Raw genomic sequence first — 17,774 nt, 5'->3', positions numbered from 1 at the left:
CGCAGCACAGTCCGCGAACGACGACGGGATGGCCACCATGCCGCTCGAAGGCGAGTACGGGCCGAGTCCGGCTCAGTGGATACGCGACCAGGTCGAGCTGTACGAGAGTTCAGGCGGCACGCAGGGAACGACGCTCTGGGACACGGGCCTGCCCGTCGTCATTCTCACGACGCGCGGCGCGCGCAGCGGCAGGATTCGCAAGATCCCGCTGATGCGCGTGGAACACGAGGGACGGTATGCGGCCGTCGCCTCGAAGGGCGGCTTCCCGCGTCATCCGGAGTGGTACTTCAACCTCAGGTCCGACCCGCACGTGGAACTCCGCGACGGCGCCGTATGCCAGGACATGACCGCACGTGAGGTTGCCGGGGACGAGAGGGCCGAGTGGTGGGAGCGCGCGGTCGCCGCGTTTCCGACGTACGCGGATTACCAGGAGCAGACCGACCGGGTGATCCCGGTCTTCGTACTGGAGCCGCGTGTGTGGTAGGGCTGGTCGGCGGTTCTCAGTCACATGCCAGCGCCTTTACAATGTAGATCACGTCTTCTGATCCTTCTCGGCGGCAACGGCTGAGGCGGACAGGAGCGTCGCGGCGGAGAGGCTGCCCCAGAGGGCGGCCGGGCCGTGGGAGGCGAGAGCGGTGATCACCGCCGGGGAGACCGCCAGGCCGAAGCCCGTGGAGAGCTGGAAGCGGGCGAGGGCGCGTCCCAGCAGATGTGCCGGGGCGAGGGCGGTGACGAGCGCGGTGGCGCTGCCGGCGTAGATGATCTCGCCGATGGTGCAGACCACGGACACCACGGCGACGGCCGGGGCACCCCAGCCGCCGCCCAGCGAGGTGGCCACGAGGAAGCCGAGGTAGGAGACGGCGAGCACCACGCCGGCGAGAGCCAGGACGGCCCGCCGGGAGAAACGGGACATCAGCACGGTGACCGGAACCTGGAGGGTGACCACCAGCACCGTGTTGGCCACGAAGATCGCCGCCGACCACACCGGAGAGGCGTGCATCTGCGTCACCAACACCAGAGGGAGCGCGATCTCGGGCACGTTGAGGCAGAAGACGTAGATCACGTTGGCGCCCAGCAGCGCGCTCATCCGAGGTGCGGGCTCGGCGTCTCTGTCCGCGGCCGCGGCCGGCTCAGCGTGAACGTGCACCGACCACGCCAGAGCCGCCGCGGCGAGATAGGCGACCCCGGTGACGGCGGCCAGCGCCTGCAACGCGGTGGTGCCGCCCGCCAGGCATGCGGTGGCGAGAAGGGCGCCCACGCCCAGACCCGCGTTACGCAGGGCGCGGCCTCCCGCGAGGGCGGCGTCGCGTTCGCGGCCGTGGGCGACCGTGGCCACGAGGGCGGCGTGGGCGGCCGGCCAGGCCTGGTTGCCGATGCCGAGGAAGAGCGCCGCCGTCCCGAACAGCCAGACGTGCCCCGTCGGGGCGGCCAGCAGCAGTGCCACGCCCAGCACCCGTACCAGCATCGACGCCGCCACGACCGTACTGCGTGCGCCCCGGTCCAGCCATCGGCCGACCGCGGGCATGCACACCAGACCCATGACGACGCCGGCCGTCATGGCGATGCCGGTGGCCGGCGCGGACAGCCCCAGCACCGTCACCCCGTACAGCAGCAGGAAGGGCCGCAACAGGCCGGTGCCGAGCGCGTCCACGGCCAGGGCGACGGCGTAGCGGGGACCTCCGGAGGCCCGGACGAGGGCACGGGGCCGGATCTTGGTGGTGGTTGCCATGGCGTCAACAGTGCGTTCGGCCGCCGGGCTCGACCGTGTCAGTTGACGGACACCGTCAATCGACGCGGTCGTCGGCCATCCGACCAGCGATGATGAGGGGATGACGTTGAGGATCGACATCGGCGGGCTGCCGTCCGGGCGGCTGCGGTTCGCCGCCTCCCCGCTGGCCGAACTGACCGCGATGTTGCACGTGCTGGCCGAACCCGGGCATCACCCGCAGCTCGCCGGCTGGGCCGGGGACGTCTGGGCCGGGCTGCGGCCGGAGCTCGCCGAGCGGTTGCGGGAGGCGGAGTTCCTCTGGCGTTCCTCACGAGCCGACTTTCTGGTCCCCGCGCGTCCTCGGCCGACCCTCGCCGACGAACTGGACGACGTGGACCGGATCGACGACGAAACCTATGTCACCGCCGCGCTCATCACCACGTGCGGCAGCAACCGGGTGCACTTCGCCGCGCCGTCGCCGCTCGCCGACGCGACGGCACGCGACCGGGCCCTTGACCTGGCCCAGGCCCGCGGCCCCCTTCAGGAGGCCTTCGCGGAACGGCTGCTCGCGGACCCGGCCGCCGTACGGGCGCGGGTGCGCCACACCCTCGAACAGTGCGCCGAGGCCTTCTTCGACGCCGCCTGGGCGGGCGTCGCCGTGCAACTCGCCACCGACCTGCGCCTGAAGAACGACCTGCTGAAACGCCAGGGCATCGGGGCGGCACTCGCGTCGGTCTCCGGCGCGATCACCCTGGCGCCGGACGGCAACTGCATCATCGTGGACAAGCTGCAGGACAACGCGACCGCCGCCGACAGTGCCGGAGTCACCTTCCTCCCCAGCGTCTTCGGCCGCCCGCACCTGGTGGTGGTCCACGCGCCCGGGTGGCAGCCGGTGGTCCAGTACCCCGTGGCCGAGGCGAGTCCGTCGGAGCCGGTGTCGCTGGAAACGGTGACGCTACGGCTGGAGGCACTCGCCCATCCGGTACGGCTGCGGCTGCTGCGCACCCTGGCCCGCGGCCCGCACACCACCGGTGAGCTGGCCCACGCCTGGGAACTCTCGCCCCCGGAGGTCTCCCGCCACCTCGCCGTCCTGCGCCGCGCGGGCCTGCTCACGTCCCGGCGGCACGGCCGTTACGTCCGTTACACCCTCAATCTCCCCGACCTGACGACGCTGGGCGCCGATCTACTGACGGCCGTACTGCGCTGAGCACCATCGATCTGCTTGGCGATGACGTCGCTCCCGAGTGCGGCGTCCGCCTGAAGCTTTGCGGTGGAACGACCAGGCGCGGGTGCGTTCGCCGCCCCATGCCGGGCCGTAGGGCCAAGGGGTGCGGCGGGTGCGGGCGGGGCTCGGCTTGTCGTGCTCCTGAGGCTCGTCGGTGATGCCGTAGCGGCGGGCCAGGCCGGGGAGCCGGCGTGTGTACTCGGCCCTGTCGCTGAAGTCCCACGGCTCGTCCTCGGGCTCTGCGAGATGGCTCAGGAAGGGGAAGACGCTGGTGATTCCGCGTGCCTGGACGGCTTCGCCCGGGTGGGCCGTGTCGTCCCCCATGACCCGCTCGTACGCCTGGCAGGCCACGTAGGCGAACGACTCGAACTCCGGCCAAAGTTCGTCCGGCCAGCGCTGACGCCGGACCCGTGTCAGCCGTACGAGCCGGACGGCGCCGTCCTCGGAGGCCGAGATCCGCCTGTGGGAGAAGTTCCGCGACAGCTCGAAGAGGCGCTGCACCTCGGGGAGTTCGACAAGGCGGTCGGGACGCTCGGTGATCTTCTCGAAGACGTCGCGGCCGAGGCTGATCAGCCAGTCCACGAAGTACTCGAAGCCGGCTGAGGATCCGAAACCGGTGATGGTCCAGCAGGCCGCGTACAGGTCCCAGGTGCAGGCACGGTTGGCGCAGAGCGTGAACCAGGCCTCGTAATCCACGATCTCCTCAGCGGTCAGGCGGGAAAGACGCTCTTCCAGCCAGTCCACCCTCTCCTCTTTGGTGACGGTCTCCTGCGCGGAGCGTTCGACCAGTGCCCGGAAGCCATCGACGTCCATGGCACCTGATCATGGCACCTTGATCGAGCGCCGCTTCTGCTCGACCGGCCACCAGGAGTCGCGCCCGCTCCGGCGCTATGACGGGGAGGGGGTCGCGCACCGGATGGCGAGGCCGTCCAGGAGACAGCCGAGGCCGAACGCGAAGCGCCGCTCGCTCTCGCGTTCGACGTCGATCTCGCCCGTGGCGGCCATCCGGCCGGCCAGCGTCGGGTGGCGTTCGGCGGCCTGGCGCAGGTACTCGGCAGCCCGCTCGTCCCAGCCGGCCCCGGTCCCGCTCATGCGAGCCAGCGTGTCGCGCCAGGCGGCCTCCGCGATGACCGCGCCGACCACGTGGTCGTTGACGGCGGCCATGGCGGCGTCGAGGTCGGGGCCGGCGAACCCGGCACGCTCCAGCAGGCGCAGGCCGGTCTCGGCCAGGGCGAGCGCGTTGGGGCCGAGGTTGGGCCTGACGGTCAGTTCGGACAGGGCCCACCGGTGGCGCAGCAGCATGGCTCGGTTGCTGCGGGCCAGCGCGGCCAGGCCGTCACGCCAGTCGGACGTGCCGGGGCCGGCGCGCACCTCGGCCAGCACGCGGTCGAGGGCCAGCTCCAGCAGGTCGTCCTTGGTGTCGACGTACCAGTACAGCGACCCGGCGGTCACCCCGAGCTCGGTGGCGACGCGGCGCATGGACAGACCGCGGTGCCCCTCGGCGTCGAGCTGGTCGACCGCCACGTCGACGATCCGCCCGCGGGTGAGCTGGCGGTCGCGCGGCGGCCGCTCGGGACGCAGCCACACGGACCCGCCGGAGGACTCTGACGACGGCACGCGATCACCCTACCCGCCTTGACGTCGCCCTCCGACTGCCTTATACAACGTTCAAGACTATTAAACGCTGTTTAAGGAGGAGTCGGATGTCCACCCACACCCCGCTGTTCAGAGCGAACGGCCCGCTGCCGGGCGACGTGCACGTGACCGCGCTCGGCCCCGAGTCCGGGCCGCGGGCGGTCTTCGTACACGGCTCCACGAGCTGGGGCGACGACCCGGTGTACGGGTTCGCGGCGCAACGCCCGCTGGCCGGCCGGTTCCGGCTGCTGCTGATGGACCGCCGGGGCTGCGGCGGCAGCCCGGACGCCGGGGACAGGCTCCCCGGCGACTACCTGGCCGACGCCGACGACGTCGCCGAACTCCTCGGCGCGGGCGCGCACCTGGTCGGCCACTCCTACGGCGCCGTCGGAGCCATGATCGCGGCGGCGCGCAGGCCGGAGGCGGTGCGCTCGCTCACCTTGATCGAGCCAGGCTGCTACCAGGCGGCCGCCGACCACCCCGCCGTGGCCGAGGCGCTGCGCGCCAACCGCGCCGCCTACGCCGACCTTCCCGACCTGACGCCGGAGGAGTGGCTGCGGGCCGCCGCCGGCTCGGCCGGTACGTCGGAGCCGGAGACGGGCGATCGGCGGTTGCGCGCGGCCGCCACGGCACTGCGCGAACGTGTCTGCTGGGAGGCGGGCCTCCCGCTGCCGGCGTTGCGGGCGGCGGCCTTCCCCAAGCTGGTCGTCTCGGGCACCTGGGAGGACGCCCCCGGGCCGTACCGGGAGCGCGGCGGCGTACCTCTCATGGCCTGCGCACGGGTCACGGCCGAGCGGATCGGCGCCCGGCACGAGCAGGTGCCGGGCAGCGCCCACTACCCGCACGTCGAGGCGCCGGAACGACTGAACGCCCTGCTCACCGCCCTCTGGTCCGGCCGAGAACTGCTGATGTGAAGGATGAACCTCCGGCCGGGGCGTTGCCGTCCGGAATGGTAGCTTCGTGCAACAGTTGTGTGCCCCTACCGGTCCTTGGGTTTGTGGAAGATTTCGACGAGTTCGTCCGAGCACGAGGGGACGCGCTCCTTCGGTACGGCTATGTGCTGACAGGCAATACCGAGGACGCGGCCGATCTCGTGCAGGAGGCGCTGGCTCGCCTGGGGGACGCCTGGCCACGGGTCCACAAGAAGGACAACCCCGAGGGGTACGTCCGCACGACCATGGTCAGGCTGCACATCAGGTCGTGGGGCCGGCGTCAGCGCGAGGAGTTGGTCGCCGCCGTCCCCGACCACGGCAGCCTCGACCAGTACGGCGACGCCGCCCTGTGGGCAGGGCTGCAGGAGCTGCCGCGCCGGCAGCGGGCCGTGCTCGTGCTGCGCTACTACGAGGACCTGCCGGACCAGGAGATCGCCGAGATCCTCGGCGTCTCCCGCGGGACCGTACGGAGCCAGGCCGCCCGCGCTCTGGACAAGCTCCGGATCAAGCGCGTGTTTCAGGAGGCACGATGAGCGACGAACAGGACCTGATCCGGACGCTGCGCACGGCGGCGGACCAGGTGGAACGCCGCGACCTGGTGGCGAGCGTGGCCCGGCGGCGCCGTGCCCGGCGTACCAGGCAGCGGGTGAAGGTCCTGCTCGCGGCGGTCGCGGTCGTGGTGATCGCGGGCGGCACGACCGCGATCGTGTCGGGCGAGGACGGGCGGGACGCCCCGCCTGCCGTGCAGGTCACTCCTTCGTCGTCCGTGCCCGCCGCGCGGCCCGCCGCCGAGTTGTGGCCCAAGGCGGTCGTCAAGGTGCCGATGAGGGACTCCGAAGGGCGGGGGGTGCAGCTGGTGACCGGCCTGGGCACGACGGAAGTGCTACTGGTCGTGAACTCGGCGTTCGAGAAGGCAGGGCGGCTGGAGGTGTACGACTCGGCGTCGGGGACGACGCGGGCGCTCGGTGACATCCCCAGCCCGCGCAAGAAGTACTACCCGCAGCTCTTCGCCGCGAGCCGCGAGTACATCGCCTGGTTCGGCACGACTCCGCAGGACTCCGTCCCCTGGGCGGACTTCTGGGTCATGCCCGCACAGGGTGGTAAGGCCAGACGTGTGGGCGAGGTCGACGCCGACGTCGACAGGATCGCCCTCGCCGGCGACTCGCTCGTGTGGTCGGTGAAGGAGGGCGGCGTCTATCGTATGCCGCTGACCGGCGGCGCTCCCGAGCGGCTGCCCGCCACCGACGGGCTGCACCTGATGGCCTGGCCGTGGGCGGCGGGGCTGAGCGACGACCGGCCGTTCGCCAACCAGAACCGCGTCGTCAACCTGGAGACCGGCCGCTCGGCCGACGTCGCGCTGCCCGAGAAGGCGGAGGGCGTGCAGTGCGACGCGCAGTGGTGCGTCGGGATGCTCGACGAGCACGTGCTGGTGCAGCGCATCGACGGGTCCGGGCGCAGGACCCTGCCACAAGGGCTGAGGCTACGTCCCGGGCGGACGCTGCTGGGCGGCTCGTACGCGCTGTTCAGGGTGTACGACCCGGACCGGTACAAGAGCGGCGTGCCGATCGCGATGTTGTACGACCTGGCGACGGGCACGATGGCGGGGGTCGGCGAGCGTTCCGTGGGCGTTTTGTCCGGGAACGTGGGAGCGGGGGCGTCCTTCTCCTCACCGTCCACAGCCGTCTTCTGGGACGCCGACGAAAAGTACTACGAGCAGTGTGCGAACGGGCAGTGCCAGGTCAAGACCCGCGGCGGAGGCAAGGAGTACACCGTACTGAACCTGGCGGCCGTCACCCGGTGAGCACAGCCTCGATCCGTTCCCGCTCGGCGTGTCAGTCCGGCTTCAGGTGCAGTTTGTCGAGGATGGGCTTCATGGCGGCCAAATCGGGCTGTCCAGTGGTACGGGCGGCGGCCTTCGCGTAGAGATAGGCGAACTGGGAGTCGAAGTAGGCGAAGGCCAGGCCGTCCGGGCGGTTGCCGGGGGTGTCGCCGAGAAGGTCGCTGACGACGCCGACCACGTAGGTGATGCCTCGGCGCTGCTCGAAATCGTCGATCACCGGACCGCCGGAGGCCATGCGGTCGATGCGGCACTTGATGGTGAGGGCCTCATGACCGGACATCCGGCCGGAGGAGCCCTCACACCACTGCAAAGCGCTGCCGGGGAAGAGTCGGGGCTCTCCGGTGGAGGTACGGGGGTAGCCGAAGGCGTGGTACCTGTTGCCGATGCGGCGGTTCCAGGCAAGGCCCTGGGTGGGCACGTTGCTGCCGAGCGGGCCCAGGTCCACGGCGCGGCCGGACGGGTGGGAGCCGGCGCCGTTGTAGACGGTGGCGAAGCCGTAGTCGTAGGCGGGGTCGCTGGTGTCGTCCAGGAAACCTGACGGGACGAACAGGTCTTTCAGCAGGTAGACGCCGTGTGGAGCGATCTTGTCATGGTATTGCGGGATGAAGACCAGGTCCTCGTGCTTCTTGCGGGTGCGCAGGTCGACGAGGCAGCGCGCCGAGGTCATGATCAGGTTCTGCCTACGGGACTGTACGGCGGTCGCCGCGCAGTGCACGGTGTCGCCCTTCGAGACCCGGAAGAGGGCGCCGACGGAGAGCACCTGTCCCGACAGGGTGACCGGCGCGCTCTCCGTCGATGTCGGAGACGGGCTGGGCGGGGAGGCGGCCGACGTGGCGGGAGGCGCCGAGCATCCCGCCGCGATCAGCAAGGGCAAGGCCGCGAGAGGGCTGAGACGTGGCTTCATCAGGGCAGACCTCTTCGAATGTCATGTCGAGCCGGCGGTCGTCCACCCGGCCGTCGAGGACCGGCCGGCGGCTGAACCGGCAGACGTCGGCGAACGGGTCGGCGGAGCGGCCGACCTCCCACCGGTGGATGTTTCCCTTGGTGTCTCCGGTGACGACCGTCGTCTCGCCGGGGTCGATGGCCACGGTCTGGGCCTCTCCGGGGAGGCCGGTCAGGGACGCGCCGATCTGGCGGTGCGTGGTGACGTCCCACACCCGCGTGGTGCCGTCAGCCCCCGAGGTCACGACCACCTGACCACTCCGGCCGAAGGCCGCCGACAACACCCGGCCGGTGTGGCCGGTCAGCGGTTCGCCCTCCGCCACCAGGCCGGGCCCGTCCACCTTCCAGATCCGGGCGGTTCCGTCGGCGCCGGCGGTCACCAGGCGGCTGCCGTCGGCGTTGAAACCTGTTCTGACCACCGGGAACGAGCGGGCGTCGACCGTGAGGAGCGGGCGGAAGGTGTGTGCGTCGAACACGCGGATCGTTCTTCCCGCGACGACGAGCCTGCGTCCGTCGGGGCTGAAGGCCACGTCGTCGAACGACTCGGAGGGCCCGGCGATGCCCGGGGCCGCCTCTCGGTGGGTGGCCGTGCTCCAGAGGCGTACCGAATCGCCGGCGCCCACGGTCACGAGCGTGCGCTGATCAGGGCTCACCGCCACGGCGACGATCGACCCCTTGTGCCCCCAGAAGGGCTGCCCGATCTGCCGGCGTGTGGACACGTCCCAGAGGCGGAGGGTGCCGTCGTCGCCGACGGTCGCCAGGCGCCGGCCGTCGGCGGTGAAGGTGAGCCCGGTCGCCTGTTTCGCGTGGCCGGTCAGCCGGCCGGCCTCTTTCCAGGTGGTGGTGTCCCAGAGACGGACGTCTGCACCGGCCGTCGCCAGGAGGCGCCCGTCGGGGCTGAACGCCGTTGCGGTGATCCCCTGGTCGCTGACCGCGAGTAGAGCACCACGCGGGTAATGGGTGTCGATACGCCACAGGGCGCTGCCGTCGATGGCCGCGGTGACCAACGTGCGGCCGTCCGGACTGGAGTCGAAGCCCAGCGGATCGTGGGCGCTCGCCGGGATTCTGGCCCGTGTACGGAAAAGTCCGTCCTGGATCTCGATGAGATGGTCCGAGGGTACTGCGAGACTTTGGCCGTCCGCGCTGAACTTGACGGCTCCGACCTGCCGGGCCTGACCGATCGGACGAAGGCGGAGTGCGTCCCATGTCCGGAGGTACCCGTCGGCGTACGTGGCCAGAAGGGCTCGGTCACGGAAGGCGAGATCGGTGACGGGGCTTCCGTTCGTGGGCAGAGGCCGCCCGATGGTCTTGCGCGTGGCCACGTCCCAGAGCCTCAAGGTGCCGTTCCGGTCGCCTCCGGCCAGTACGGTCCCGTTGAAGGCCAGTGCGTTGACGGGACTGCCGCCCACGAACGCGGCGCCCGTCGGCGCACCCGTACGGTCGTCCCACAGGCGTACGGCTCCGTCCTCACCGGCCGTGGCCAGCACGTGAGGGCCGAAGGCCACGTCGAAGAGCTGGCCCGTACCGACGTCGATCGGGCTGCCCACAGGCTTCCCGGTGGGCACCGACCAGCGGCGGACCACTCCGTCAGCACCGGCGCTGACCACGACCCGGCCGTCCGGGCGGAAGGCCAGCGCGTTCACCGGCCGGTCGTGGGCGTCGATGGTCTCCCCCACCTGCTGATACGTACGGGTGTCCCAGAACTCGACGGCGCCGGCGTCGGTCCCGATGGCCACCAGACGCCCGTCGGGACTGAAGACCGCGGCGTTGGTCCGCACACCAGGGTTGAGCACGATCCTGATCGGGTGGGCCAGCGCGTTGAACAGGCTGTACCGGGCCTCCGGGGTGTGCGCGAGGTGCCAGGCTTCGGCGGCGAGCCAGCGGGCCGACTCCGGTTCGGTCTGGATCAGGTCGGCACTCGTCTGGGCGAACTGCCGGGAGAGGGTGTTGTCCCGCTCGGCGGCCACGGTGTTCGCCGACACGACGGCGATGCCCGCCGCCACCACGGACAGTACGGTCAGCCCGGCGAGCAGGCCGATGACCGTACGCCGGATTCGGGCCGCCCGCGCGACGGCCCGGTCGCAGGCGTGCAGGAAGGCCAGCGTGGTCGCGCTCAGGGCGGTCTCGTCGGCGAGACGGTCGCGGACGGGGCCGACGGCGGCCAATCTGGGCGCGGAGTAGAGGTAACCGGGCTGGCGCCCCGCGGCGTTCCATTGGGCGGCGTCGTCGGCCAGCCGGTGCTGGACGGTGAGGTCGGCACGGTCGGCCTCGATCCAGCCGCGGAGCCGGGGCCAGCTGCGGATGAGCGCGTCGTGGACGATTTCGGCGTTGTCCTCGTCCACGGTCACCAGGCGGGCCTCGACCAGGACGTCGAGCACGTGGCGCCCGGGAAGTTCGCCGATGGGCACCCGGCTGCGGGTGTCCTCGGTGCCCGTGCCGAGCCGTACCAGCCGGAGCAGGATCGTGCGGGCGATGCGCAGGTCCGCCTCCGGCAACGAGTCGAGCACCTTGTCGGCGGCCACGGCCAGGGAGCTGGCGATGCCGCCGGTCGCGCGGTACGCCCGCAGGGTGAGCACGCCGTCGGCGTGGCGGAGCCAGGTGGCGAAGAGGGCGTGCGAGAGGAGCGGCAGGGAGATCCCTGCGGAGGCCACGTCCTCCAGGAGCAGGCCGACCAGGCCCTCCTCCAGGGTGAGTCCGGTGGCCAGGGCAGGTTTGGCGATGACCTCGCGCAGCTGCTCCTCGGTCATCGCGGCGACCGGTTCGGGGTGGCGCAGGGCCGGGACGAGCTCGGTGAAGTCCGTACAGTGACTGAAGAAGTCGGCGCGCAGCCCGAGCACGACATGGGCGCGGTCACAGAGCCGCACCAGATCCGCGACGAAGGCGCGGCGGCGCGGCTCGTCCGCGCAGAGGGTGAAGACCTCTTCGAACTGGTCGACGACCAGCAGCCCGCCGTCCGGAACACCACCCGGAACGCGCGGCTCCGCCCCCGGTTTCATGATCATGTACGGTCGCGCGCCCCACCCGTTGAGCAACCCCGCCCGCAACACCGACGACTTCCCGGCCCCCGACGGCCCGACCACCAGCAGCGGCACGCCGTCCCGCCGCTCCAACCGGTCGATCAGCCGTCCGGTCAGATCGTCGCGGCCGAAGAAGAACGCCTCCTCGTCCACACCGAACGGGCGGACCCCCGGGTAGGGGCAGTGCTCGTCCCCGCCGGACGCGACGGCGGACAGCGCACGCTCCTGACGCGGCCGGGCGGCGTTGACGGCGAAGGGCAGGCGGGCGCCGGAGTCGGCCGCGACGCGGTGCGGCCGAGGGCGCCCGTCGAGAGCGCGGGTCAGGCAGCGGTAGACGTCCTCGATGGTGAGCACGGGCGGCGCGGCCGGATCGCCTTCGCGCAGCACCCGGATGAGCGCCCCGCCGAACGCCGTGTGCTCCTCTCCGGGCACCGCCCAGGCCTGATCCTCCCGGCTGGTCGCGGTGAGCAGATAGCTGCCCGGCCACGCCTCGGCCATGCCTGCGTGGCAGCAGTCGAGCACCACGATGGTCAGCCGGGCGCGGCTGCGCGACAGCAGGTCGTAGACCTCCTGGTAGGGCAGCGCCTGGTAGGTGGCCGACCCCTTGGTGAGGTCGACAGTCCGGCTGGTGGCCAGGTGGAGCGTGTGCTGCGGACCGATCAGCCCATGGCCGACGTAGTAGAGGAACAGAACGTCCGGACGGCCCTGGCTGAACCGGTCGACGGCGTCGGCCAGCTTGCGCGGGCCGTCCGGGTCGATCAGTTCGGTGATCGCCTCCCGAGCGACACCGGCCCGTTCCACCAGCGCGGCCGACAGGTCCGCGACCGTCCGCGCCACCGCGGGTACGTCGCCCAGCTTGGCCGCCTGCTGATGGCGGCCGGTGCCGACCAGCAGCACCCGGGCGTCGGCCGCCGACAGCAGCAGCGGCGGCTCATCCACCGGCCCCGCCGTCAGGGGGAAGCTCGGCTGGAGGCTCTCCGCTGATCGCCCGCTTGATCTGCTCGACCAGATGAGCGCCGTCGAGCGCCCTCACCCGGGTCACACTGACGTCCACCTGACTGGTGGACCTGGTGTTCCTGATCTTGATCTTCACGTCGCCGCGCCGAAAGCGCAGCCAGGCGATGATCACACTGGTGACCCCCGCCACCACCTCCGGCGACTCCACGGCGATCTGCACCAGATCGGCCACCGGCCCCAGCGCGCCGTCCGGCGGCGGGCTCTCCACCAGCTCCACCCAGGCCCGCAGCTCGTGATCCTGGGTCAACCACGCGTGCAGGTCACGCAGGTCGGCCGACGCGTCCATCTCGATCGTCGCGACAATGCTCACATGTATGACATCTGCCGCCGCCACCGATTCGTCACACCTGTCATCGCCGGTGCCGTGGACCTACCCCGGCACGCGGTTCTCCCCCGTTCGATCACCAGTCGTCGGTGATGAGGTGCTTGGGCGGGGCCGTGATCTTGACCGGACTCCCCCATCCTCGGTAGATGGTGTTCATCGTCATGGTCTCGACCCCACCACCGCCGTGCGTCGGGGCGAACCTCAGGACGGCGTGGAAGCGTCGCGGCAGGTTGTCCGGGCCCACCCACAGCTTCCAGGTGATCGACCCGCGCCACGAGCCGTCCTCCTGCTCGGTCCCGAAGAACATGCCGGCCTGCCGCTCCCCCAGCTCCGGAACCGTCACGACGCCGTTGAAGACCGTGGTCCGGACTCCCTCGAAGGTTCCGCCGTCGGCGCTGTACGCGGTGTTGAAGGCGCCCAGCCTGAGGAAGCCCGGGTTGATGCCGTTGATCAGGTCCTCTCCCCGGACGACACCGGGGAAGTTCTGCCCGTAGGACCACTTCCCCAGCACTGACGGCGACTTCCACGTGTATCTGCCGTCCTTGGCACGTACGTAGTCCTGGGAGTAGAACCTCCGGCCGATGCTGATCTCCCGGGACCGGCCCGTCCCCCCTACCTCCTGGGAGATCGTCGTGGTGTCGGCGGCGTACACACCCGAGGCATTGAAGCGGTACGCGCCGGACTCAGGGGTTGTGGAAGGCCACTTCCGGGTTGGCGGGGGACGGGCCGTTCAGCAGGGGCTGGTTCTCGCCGCGGAGGTGCTGGTCGAAGAAGGCGCCGACGTACGCCGTGGTGATCTCGCCCGACCGCTTGCCCGACAGGGGCGCGGAGGGGTCGACGATCCCGACCTGCGCGCCCAGGATGGGCAGGTCGATGAAGGTGAAGTGGCCGGAGTCGGCCACGGTCAGCCAGCGCTTCCAGCCGTCCAGGCGCGGCCAGTCCCGCGTCCAGGTGGTGTCGGCGGCGCCGGGTGAGTGCTGGACCTTGGTGCCGAGCATGAGGAACGGCCGCCTGCCGAGGCCGGAGACCGCGACCGGGGCGAAGAACGAGCCGTCCAGGTTCACCCCGGCGCGTACCCGCTGGTCGGCGGCCATGACGCTCGCCGCGGCGTTGCCGCCGAGCGAGTGGCCCGCGGCGCCGATCCGGCGCGGGTCGATCATCTGCCAGTGCCTCCAGGCGGGGGCTGACCGTACGGGACGGGTCAGCCGGTCGATCACGAAGGACAGATCGGCTGCCCGGTTGACCGCGGCCTTGGCCATCAGTTCCTTCTCCGCCTCGTCGGTGGGGGCGCTCTCCACCGTCTCGCACGCGACGCAGGTCAGGGTACGGCCGCCGGGGAAGGTCGTGCCGAACGACTCGTAGGCGTGATCCACGAGGGCGACGACGTAGCCCTTGGAGGCGAGGTCTTCGGCGAGCGTGGTCAGGGTGGCGCGGTTGAGGGTGAACCCCGGGGAGAGCACCACCAGGGGGTGCCGGCCACCGACGGGACGTGCGTTCAGGTGCGCGTTCGTGCTGACGCCGGCGAGTTGCCCGGCCTTGAAGACGGTGTCGAGTCTCTGCCCCTTGAGGAGGAGCCGAGCCTCGTCAACGCTCATGTACGGCGCGGCGCTCCCGCCGGTGCGGGCCGGGTAGTACACCGACACCATCAGCTCGCGTGCCGCTGTGGGCATCCACGGGTCGCGGCGGCCGGCGTCGACGAGATGCAGGGTGTCGCGGCCGACTTCGTACTGGCCGGTGGGGCGCGGGATCGCGACGCGTACGTCGGAGGTGTCCGCGGTGGAGGCGGCGGCGGGCGACGACATCGAGCCGGCCGCCGCGGCCGCCGCCGGGAGGGCCAGCGTCAGGGCGAGGAGGAGGGGGGCAGGGTTGCGGCGAGTTCTGATCATGCACAGAACTGTAGAAACGAGGCCACCACCCCCCACATGCCCGAAAGACAAGCCCGGCCCCTTACTTTTGGCAGGGGTCAGGCCGGTACGCCCTCCGTCCGCCGAGCGGCAGGCTCGCCCGCCGTGGAGTCCTGGCCAAGAACCTTGGGCGCAGATGCCTGTACGGGAGCCGGGCAGCGGCCTCGGCAGTAGCCGTTGGCGACAACGAGGCGTCCGCGGGCGGATGTGTAGTCGCTGCGCTGCCGGGCGACGAGGACTCCCCTGCAACTGGGGCAGCAGATGGGCTGGTCAGCGGTCATCAGGGCCTTCCATAGGGGTGGGATGTCGTGAGGCTGATGCTCTGGGCCCCCGAAGGCACCGGAGCATCAGGCCGGCGGGAGGTGTCGTGGCGACCTGCGCTCGCCCTGTGCAGTATGCCCAGCTCGGGTACGCGACGAGAGCGTCGCCCCCGCAGCAGGCTAAGGATCGTCCCTCACGGAGTCCTTTCCACCACCCCGTGAGGAAGAAGCACCCACCCGGCCGACGGAACGCGTACGCGCCGTCAGTTCGTACGGCGCAGCGATGGCGGGCGGCCCCGACAGCACCGGCAAGCCCTCGCCGACCTGATCGGACCGTCCCTGGGCTCGCCGTCAGACGGTCTCGTCCAACTGTCCGGCCAACTGCTCCAGTCCGCCTCTGATGAGCTGCCCGTACTCGTCGTCGCCCAGCGCTCCGATACCGGCCCGCGCCTGCTGGAGGTGCTCACGGGCGCGGTCGAGATCGCCCAGCCTGCGATAGCAGTCGCACAGGTTCAGGTGCAGGGACGGATACAGGCCGGCCACCGAGAGCGGCACCCCGGCCTGGGCCACCCGCTCATCGGTGATCAGGCCGACGGCGGCGAGCGCGCGCAGATCCCACATCAGCTCCTGAGCCACATCGTCCTGCACGTCGGCCATCGAGTGGGCGAGGACGCAGACATGCAGCGGATCGCCTTGCTCGCCGCCGATGTCGTCCCAGATCTGCGCGAACAACTCGCGGGCGGCTTCACGCTGACCCTGGTGGTGATGCAACTGCACTCCCTGGCCGATCCGGGCCATCGTCGGGTCGGCGGTCATGAGCGGCTCCCTCCACTGTGGCAGGCGATCATGGTCAGCCTATTGGCCTCAGGCGCGTTGGCGAGCGGCAGCCGGGTCTCCTGTCGCGGCGCCCGCTTGACGGGCGTGAGCCGGGCGAGGGAGTTTGCGTGCTCGGTGGAGTCCTGCGGCGATGGTGGCCGCGGCGGCCAGGACCGGGAGCGCGGCGGCGACCGGCAGCGGCCCGGGGCCAAGGAGCCTCAGTGTCTGGCCGCCCAGCGTCGAGCCGGCGGTGATGCCGAGGTTGAAGGCGATGATGAACAGTGTGGAGGCGGCTGCGACGGCGTGCGGTGCGGTCTTCAGCGCGAACGTCTGCAGCAGGGTGGGCAGTGCCGCGTACGCCAGGCCCCACACCGCGATCACGGCGATGGTGACCACGCCGCCGGTGACCGGCAGCACCGCGACGGCGGCCGCGTGCAGGCCGAGCGTGACCAGCAGGTAGCGGCCGGTTCCGCGGTCGGCCAGCAGGCCGGCGGCCCAGACTCCCAGGATTCCGGCGGCGCCGAAGACGAACAGCGCGACCGTGGTGGCCCCGCCGCTCTGATCGGCATCCCCGAGGTAGGGCACCAGGTAGGTGTGGAGGGTGAACTGCCCCAGCATGACCAGGGCCGTGGCCGCCGTGACGATCCGTACCGAGGGCAGGCGCAGCGCTCCCCGCAGCCCGCTGGGGGCGGGGGACGCGGACTGTTCGGGTAGCAGGATCCTCGCGGCGACCAGGAGCAGGGCCGACAGGCCGCTCAGGACCGCGAAGCCGGTGCGCCATCCGGCCGCCTGCCCCAGGAGGGTGCCCAGCGGGACGCCCGCGGTCAGCGCGGCGGAGTTGCCGGCGAACACCACGGCCACCGCCCGGCCCGCCTTGTCACGGGTGACCAGAGAGGCGGCGTACCCGGCCATGGCCGACCACAGCACCCCGTGGCCGGAGGCGGTCACCAGGCGGGCCAGGAGGGCGGTGGGATAGTTCGGGGCGATGGCCAGCAGCGCGTTGCCCACGGCGAACAGGCCCATGATCAGCACCAGCAATCGGCGGCGGTCCAGGCGTGCGGTCATCGTCGCGAGGGGCATGGTGATCACGATGATGACCAGCGAGTAGCCGCCCACCAGCCAGCCGATCCGGTCCTGCGAGGCCCCGAGGCCGTCGCTCATCTGCGGCAGCAGGCCCATCGGAAGCGTCTCGGTGGTGATGGTGGTCAACGCCACCGTGAACAACACCGCCAGCCCCACGGCGGGACGCCGCGCTGTCAGCTCCACACACGGTCCAGGAAGTCGGCGATGAGCGGGGCGATCTGGGGCAGGTGGTCCTCGAGGGCGAAGTGGCCGGTGTCCAACAGGTGAAGTTCGGCGTCGGGCAGGTCGCGCAGGTAGGCCTGAGCGCCGGGCCGGGGGAAGAACGGGTCGTTGACGCCCCAGGTGATGAGGGTGGGCGGGGTGTGCTGGCGCAGCCATGCCTGCCACTCGCCGTAGCGCTCGACGTTGGAGTGGTAGTCGAACGCCAGGGCCACCTGGGCCTCCTTGCGGCCCGGAAGGTCGAGGAAGTGCTGGTCGAGGGTCCAGCCGTCGGGGGCGATCAGCTCGGGGTCGGTGACGCCGGTCTCGTACTGGCTGCGCGTGCCGGGCAGGGTGAGCAGGTCGCGGATGGTGTCCTCGGCGCCGGGGGTGCCGGGGCGCAGGGCGATGAAGTCGCGGGCTCCGTCCGAGAGGCCCTCGGTGTAGGCGTTGCCGTTCTGGACCACCAGGCCGGCGATCCACTCGGGGTGCCGTTCGGCGAGCCGGAAGCCGATGGGAGCGCCGAAGTCGAAGACGTACATCACGAAGCGGGTCAGGCCGAGCCGCTGGATGAAGCCCTCGGTGATGTCGGCGAGCCGATCGAAGGAGTAGGTGAAGTCGGCCGGGGCCTCGGTGTGGCCGAAACCGGGATAGTCGGGTGCGATCAGCCGGTAGCGGGCGCCCAGCACGTCGATGAGCCGGCGGAACTGGTGCGAGGCCGAGGGGAAGCCGTGCAGGAGCAGCAGCACCGGCGCGTCGGCCCGCTCGGGCAGTGATTCGCGGTAGAAGACCCGGACGCCATCCACGTCGAGGGTGCGATGGGCGGTACGGGCCACCAGGGGGGACGACATCGCTAATGCCTTTCCAAGGGA

Annotated in this window: 16 protein-coding genes; 5 read left to right on the top strand and 11 right to left on the bottom strand. The window is 71.2% G+C overall.

Annotated features, from left to right (window positions below):
* Positions 1–37: 37 nt before the first annotated feature.
* Entirely contained in the window at positions 38–484 is a 447-nt protein-coding gene (locus tag DMB42_RS14480) for a nitroreductase family deazaflavin-dependent oxidoreductase (RefSeq protein WP_125634863.1), read from the top strand.
* 48 nt (positions 485–532) lie between these two features.
* Here the strand turns inward: DMB42_RS14480 and DMB42_RS14475 are convergent, their stop codons facing one another.
* Complete coding sequence (locus DMB42_RS14475) at positions 533–1,729, bottom strand: MFS transporter (protein ID WP_125634665.1); 1,197 nt, start codon at positions 1,727–1,729, stop codon at positions 533–535.
* A 100-nt stretch (positions 1,730–1,829) separates the two neighbouring features.
* On the opposite strand from DMB42_RS14475, the gene DMB42_RS14470 reads away from it, so the two are divergent.
* A complete protein-coding gene (locus tag DMB42_RS14470) occupies positions 1,830–2,915 on the top strand; it encodes a helix-turn-helix domain-containing protein (protein WP_125634663.1) in 1,086 nt (361 codons plus the stop codon).
* Here DMB42_RS14470 and DMB42_RS14465 read toward each other — a convergent pair.
* Both DMB42_RS14465 and DMB42_RS14460 read right to left on the bottom strand, forming a co-directional pair.
* A complete protein-coding gene (locus DMB42_RS14465; protein WP_125634662.1) occupies positions 2,892–3,746 on the bottom strand; it encodes a DUF4240 domain-containing protein in 855 nt (284 codons plus the stop codon). The genes DMB42_RS14470 and DMB42_RS14465 overlap by 24 nt on opposite strands.
* A 75-nt stretch (positions 3,747–3,821) precedes the next feature.
* Positions 3,822–4,550: a TetR/AcrR family transcriptional regulator gene (locus DMB42_RS14460; RefSeq protein ID WP_125634659.1), complete on the bottom strand. Its 729-nt coding sequence runs from the start codon at positions 4,548–4,550 to the stop codon at positions 3,822–3,824.
* Between the two features lie 86 nt (positions 4,551–4,636).
* On the opposite strand from DMB42_RS14460, the gene DMB42_RS14455 reads away from it, so the two are divergent.
* From DMB42_RS14455 to DMB42_RS14445, 3 genes are all read left to right on the top strand, one after another.
* A complete protein-coding gene (locus DMB42_RS14455) occupies positions 4,637–5,482 on the top strand; it encodes an alpha/beta fold hydrolase (protein WP_125634657.1) in 846 nt (281 codons plus the stop codon).
* Between the two features lie 143 nt (positions 5,483–5,625).
* Complete coding sequence (locus tag DMB42_RS14450) at positions 5,626–6,033, top strand: SigE family RNA polymerase sigma factor (RefSeq protein ID WP_396982224.1); 408 nt, start codon at positions 5,626–5,628, stop codon at positions 6,031–6,033.
* A complete protein-coding gene (locus DMB42_RS14445; protein ID WP_125634655.1) occupies positions 6,030–7,301 on the top strand; it encodes a hypothetical protein in 1,272 nt (423 codons plus the stop codon). Before DMB42_RS14450 ends, DMB42_RS14445 begins: the two co-directional genes overlap by 4 nt.
* A gap of 31 nt (positions 7,302–7,332) precedes the next feature.
* On the opposite strand, the gene DMB42_RS14440 is transcribed toward DMB42_RS14445, so the two are convergent.
* The 8 genes from DMB42_RS14440 to DMB42_RS14405 form a co-directional block, all read right to left on the bottom strand.
* Positions 7,333–8,007: a serine protease gene (locus DMB42_RS14440; RefSeq protein ID WP_125634653.1), complete on the bottom strand. Its 675-nt coding sequence runs from the start codon at positions 8,005–8,007 to the stop codon at positions 7,333–7,335.
* A 13-nt stretch (positions 8,008–8,020) separates the two neighbouring features.
* Positions 8,021–12,238, bottom strand: coding sequence for a caspase, EACC1-associated type (locus DMB42_RS14435; RefSeq protein WP_125634651.1), 4,218 nt, complete (start codon positions 12,236–12,238; stop codon positions 8,021–8,023).
* Positions 12,231–12,626, bottom strand: coding sequence for an effector-associated constant component EACC1 (locus DMB42_RS14430; protein ID WP_125634649.1), 396 nt, complete (start codon positions 12,624–12,626; stop codon positions 12,231–12,233). Before DMB42_RS14430 ends, DMB42_RS14435 begins: the two co-directional genes overlap by 8 nt.
* Positions 12,627–12,717: 91 nt before the next feature.
* On the bottom strand, positions 12,718–13,293 hold the full coding sequence (locus DMB42_RS14425) for a hypothetical protein (RefSeq protein ID WP_125634647.1): 576 nt from the start codon (positions 13,291–13,293) through the stop codon (positions 12,718–12,720).
* A gap of 31 nt (positions 13,294–13,324) precedes the next feature.
* Entirely contained in the window at positions 13,325–14,527 is a 1,203-nt protein-coding gene (locus tag DMB42_RS14420) for an alpha/beta hydrolase (protein WP_125634645.1), read from the bottom strand.
* 629 nt (positions 14,528–15,156) lie between these two features.
* Positions 15,157–15,621, bottom strand: coding sequence for a hypothetical protein (locus DMB42_RS14415; RefSeq protein ID WP_125634643.1), 465 nt, complete (start codon positions 15,619–15,621; stop codon positions 15,157–15,159).
* Positions 15,622–15,669: 48 nt separating this feature from the next.
* Entirely contained in the window at positions 15,670–16,887 is a 1,218-nt protein-coding gene (locus tag DMB42_RS14410; protein WP_125634641.1) for an MFS transporter, read from the bottom strand.
* Positions 16,878–17,753, bottom strand: coding sequence for an alpha/beta fold hydrolase (locus DMB42_RS14405; RefSeq protein ID WP_125634639.1), 876 nt, complete (start codon positions 17,751–17,753; stop codon positions 16,878–16,880). Before DMB42_RS14405 ends, DMB42_RS14410 begins: the two co-directional genes overlap by 10 nt.
* Positions 17,754–17,774: the final 21 nt, after the last annotated feature.

The organism is Nonomuraea sp. WAC 01424 (assembly GCF_003947315.1).
Taxonomy (GTDB): domain Bacteria; phylum Actinomycetota; class Actinomycetes; order Streptosporangiales; family Streptosporangiaceae; genus Nonomuraea; species Nonomuraea spiralis.
This window is presented reverse-complemented; position numbering and strand designations above follow the sequence as displayed.

Excerpts from the sequence above, each read along its gene's own strand:
- DMB42_RS14480 (WP_125634863.1), top strand. The coding sequence starts at position 38 with ATGCCGCTCGAAGGCGAGTACGGGCCGAGTCCGGCTCAGTGGATACGC.
- DMB42_RS14475 (WP_125634665.1), bottom strand. The coding sequence starts at position 1,729 with ATGGCAACCACCACCAAGATCCGGCCCCGTGCCCTCGTCCGGGCCTCC.
- DMB42_RS14470 (WP_125634663.1), top strand. The coding sequence starts at position 1,830 with ATGACGTTGAGGATCGACATCGGCGGGCTGCCGTCCGGGCGGCTGCGG.
- DMB42_RS14465 (WP_125634662.1), bottom strand. The coding sequence starts at position 3,746 with ATGGACGTCGATGGCTTCCGGGCACTGGTCGAACGCTCCGCGCAGGAG.
- DMB42_RS14455 (WP_125634657.1), top strand. The coding sequence starts at position 4,637 with ATGTCCACCCACACCCCGCTGTTCAGAGCGAACGGCCCGCTGCCGGGC.
- DMB42_RS14445 (WP_125634655.1), top strand. The coding sequence starts at position 6,030 with ATGAGCGACGAACAGGACCTGATCCGGACGCTGCGCACGGCGGCGGAC.
- DMB42_RS14440 (WP_125634653.1), bottom strand. The coding sequence starts at position 8,007 with ATGACCTCGGCGCGCTGCCTCGTCGACCTGCGCACCCGCAAGAAGCAC.
- DMB42_RS14420 (WP_125634645.1), bottom strand. The coding sequence starts at position 14,527 with ATGATCAGAACTCGCCGCAACCCTGCCCCCCTCCTCCTCGCCCTGACG.
- DMB42_RS14415 (WP_125634643.1), bottom strand. The coding sequence starts at position 15,621 with ATGACCGCCGACCCGACGATGGCCCGGATCGGCCAGGGAGTGCAGTTG.
- DMB42_RS14405 (WP_125634639.1), bottom strand. The coding sequence starts at position 17,753 with ATGTCGTCCCCCCTGGTGGCCCGTACCGCCCATCGCACCCTCGACGTG.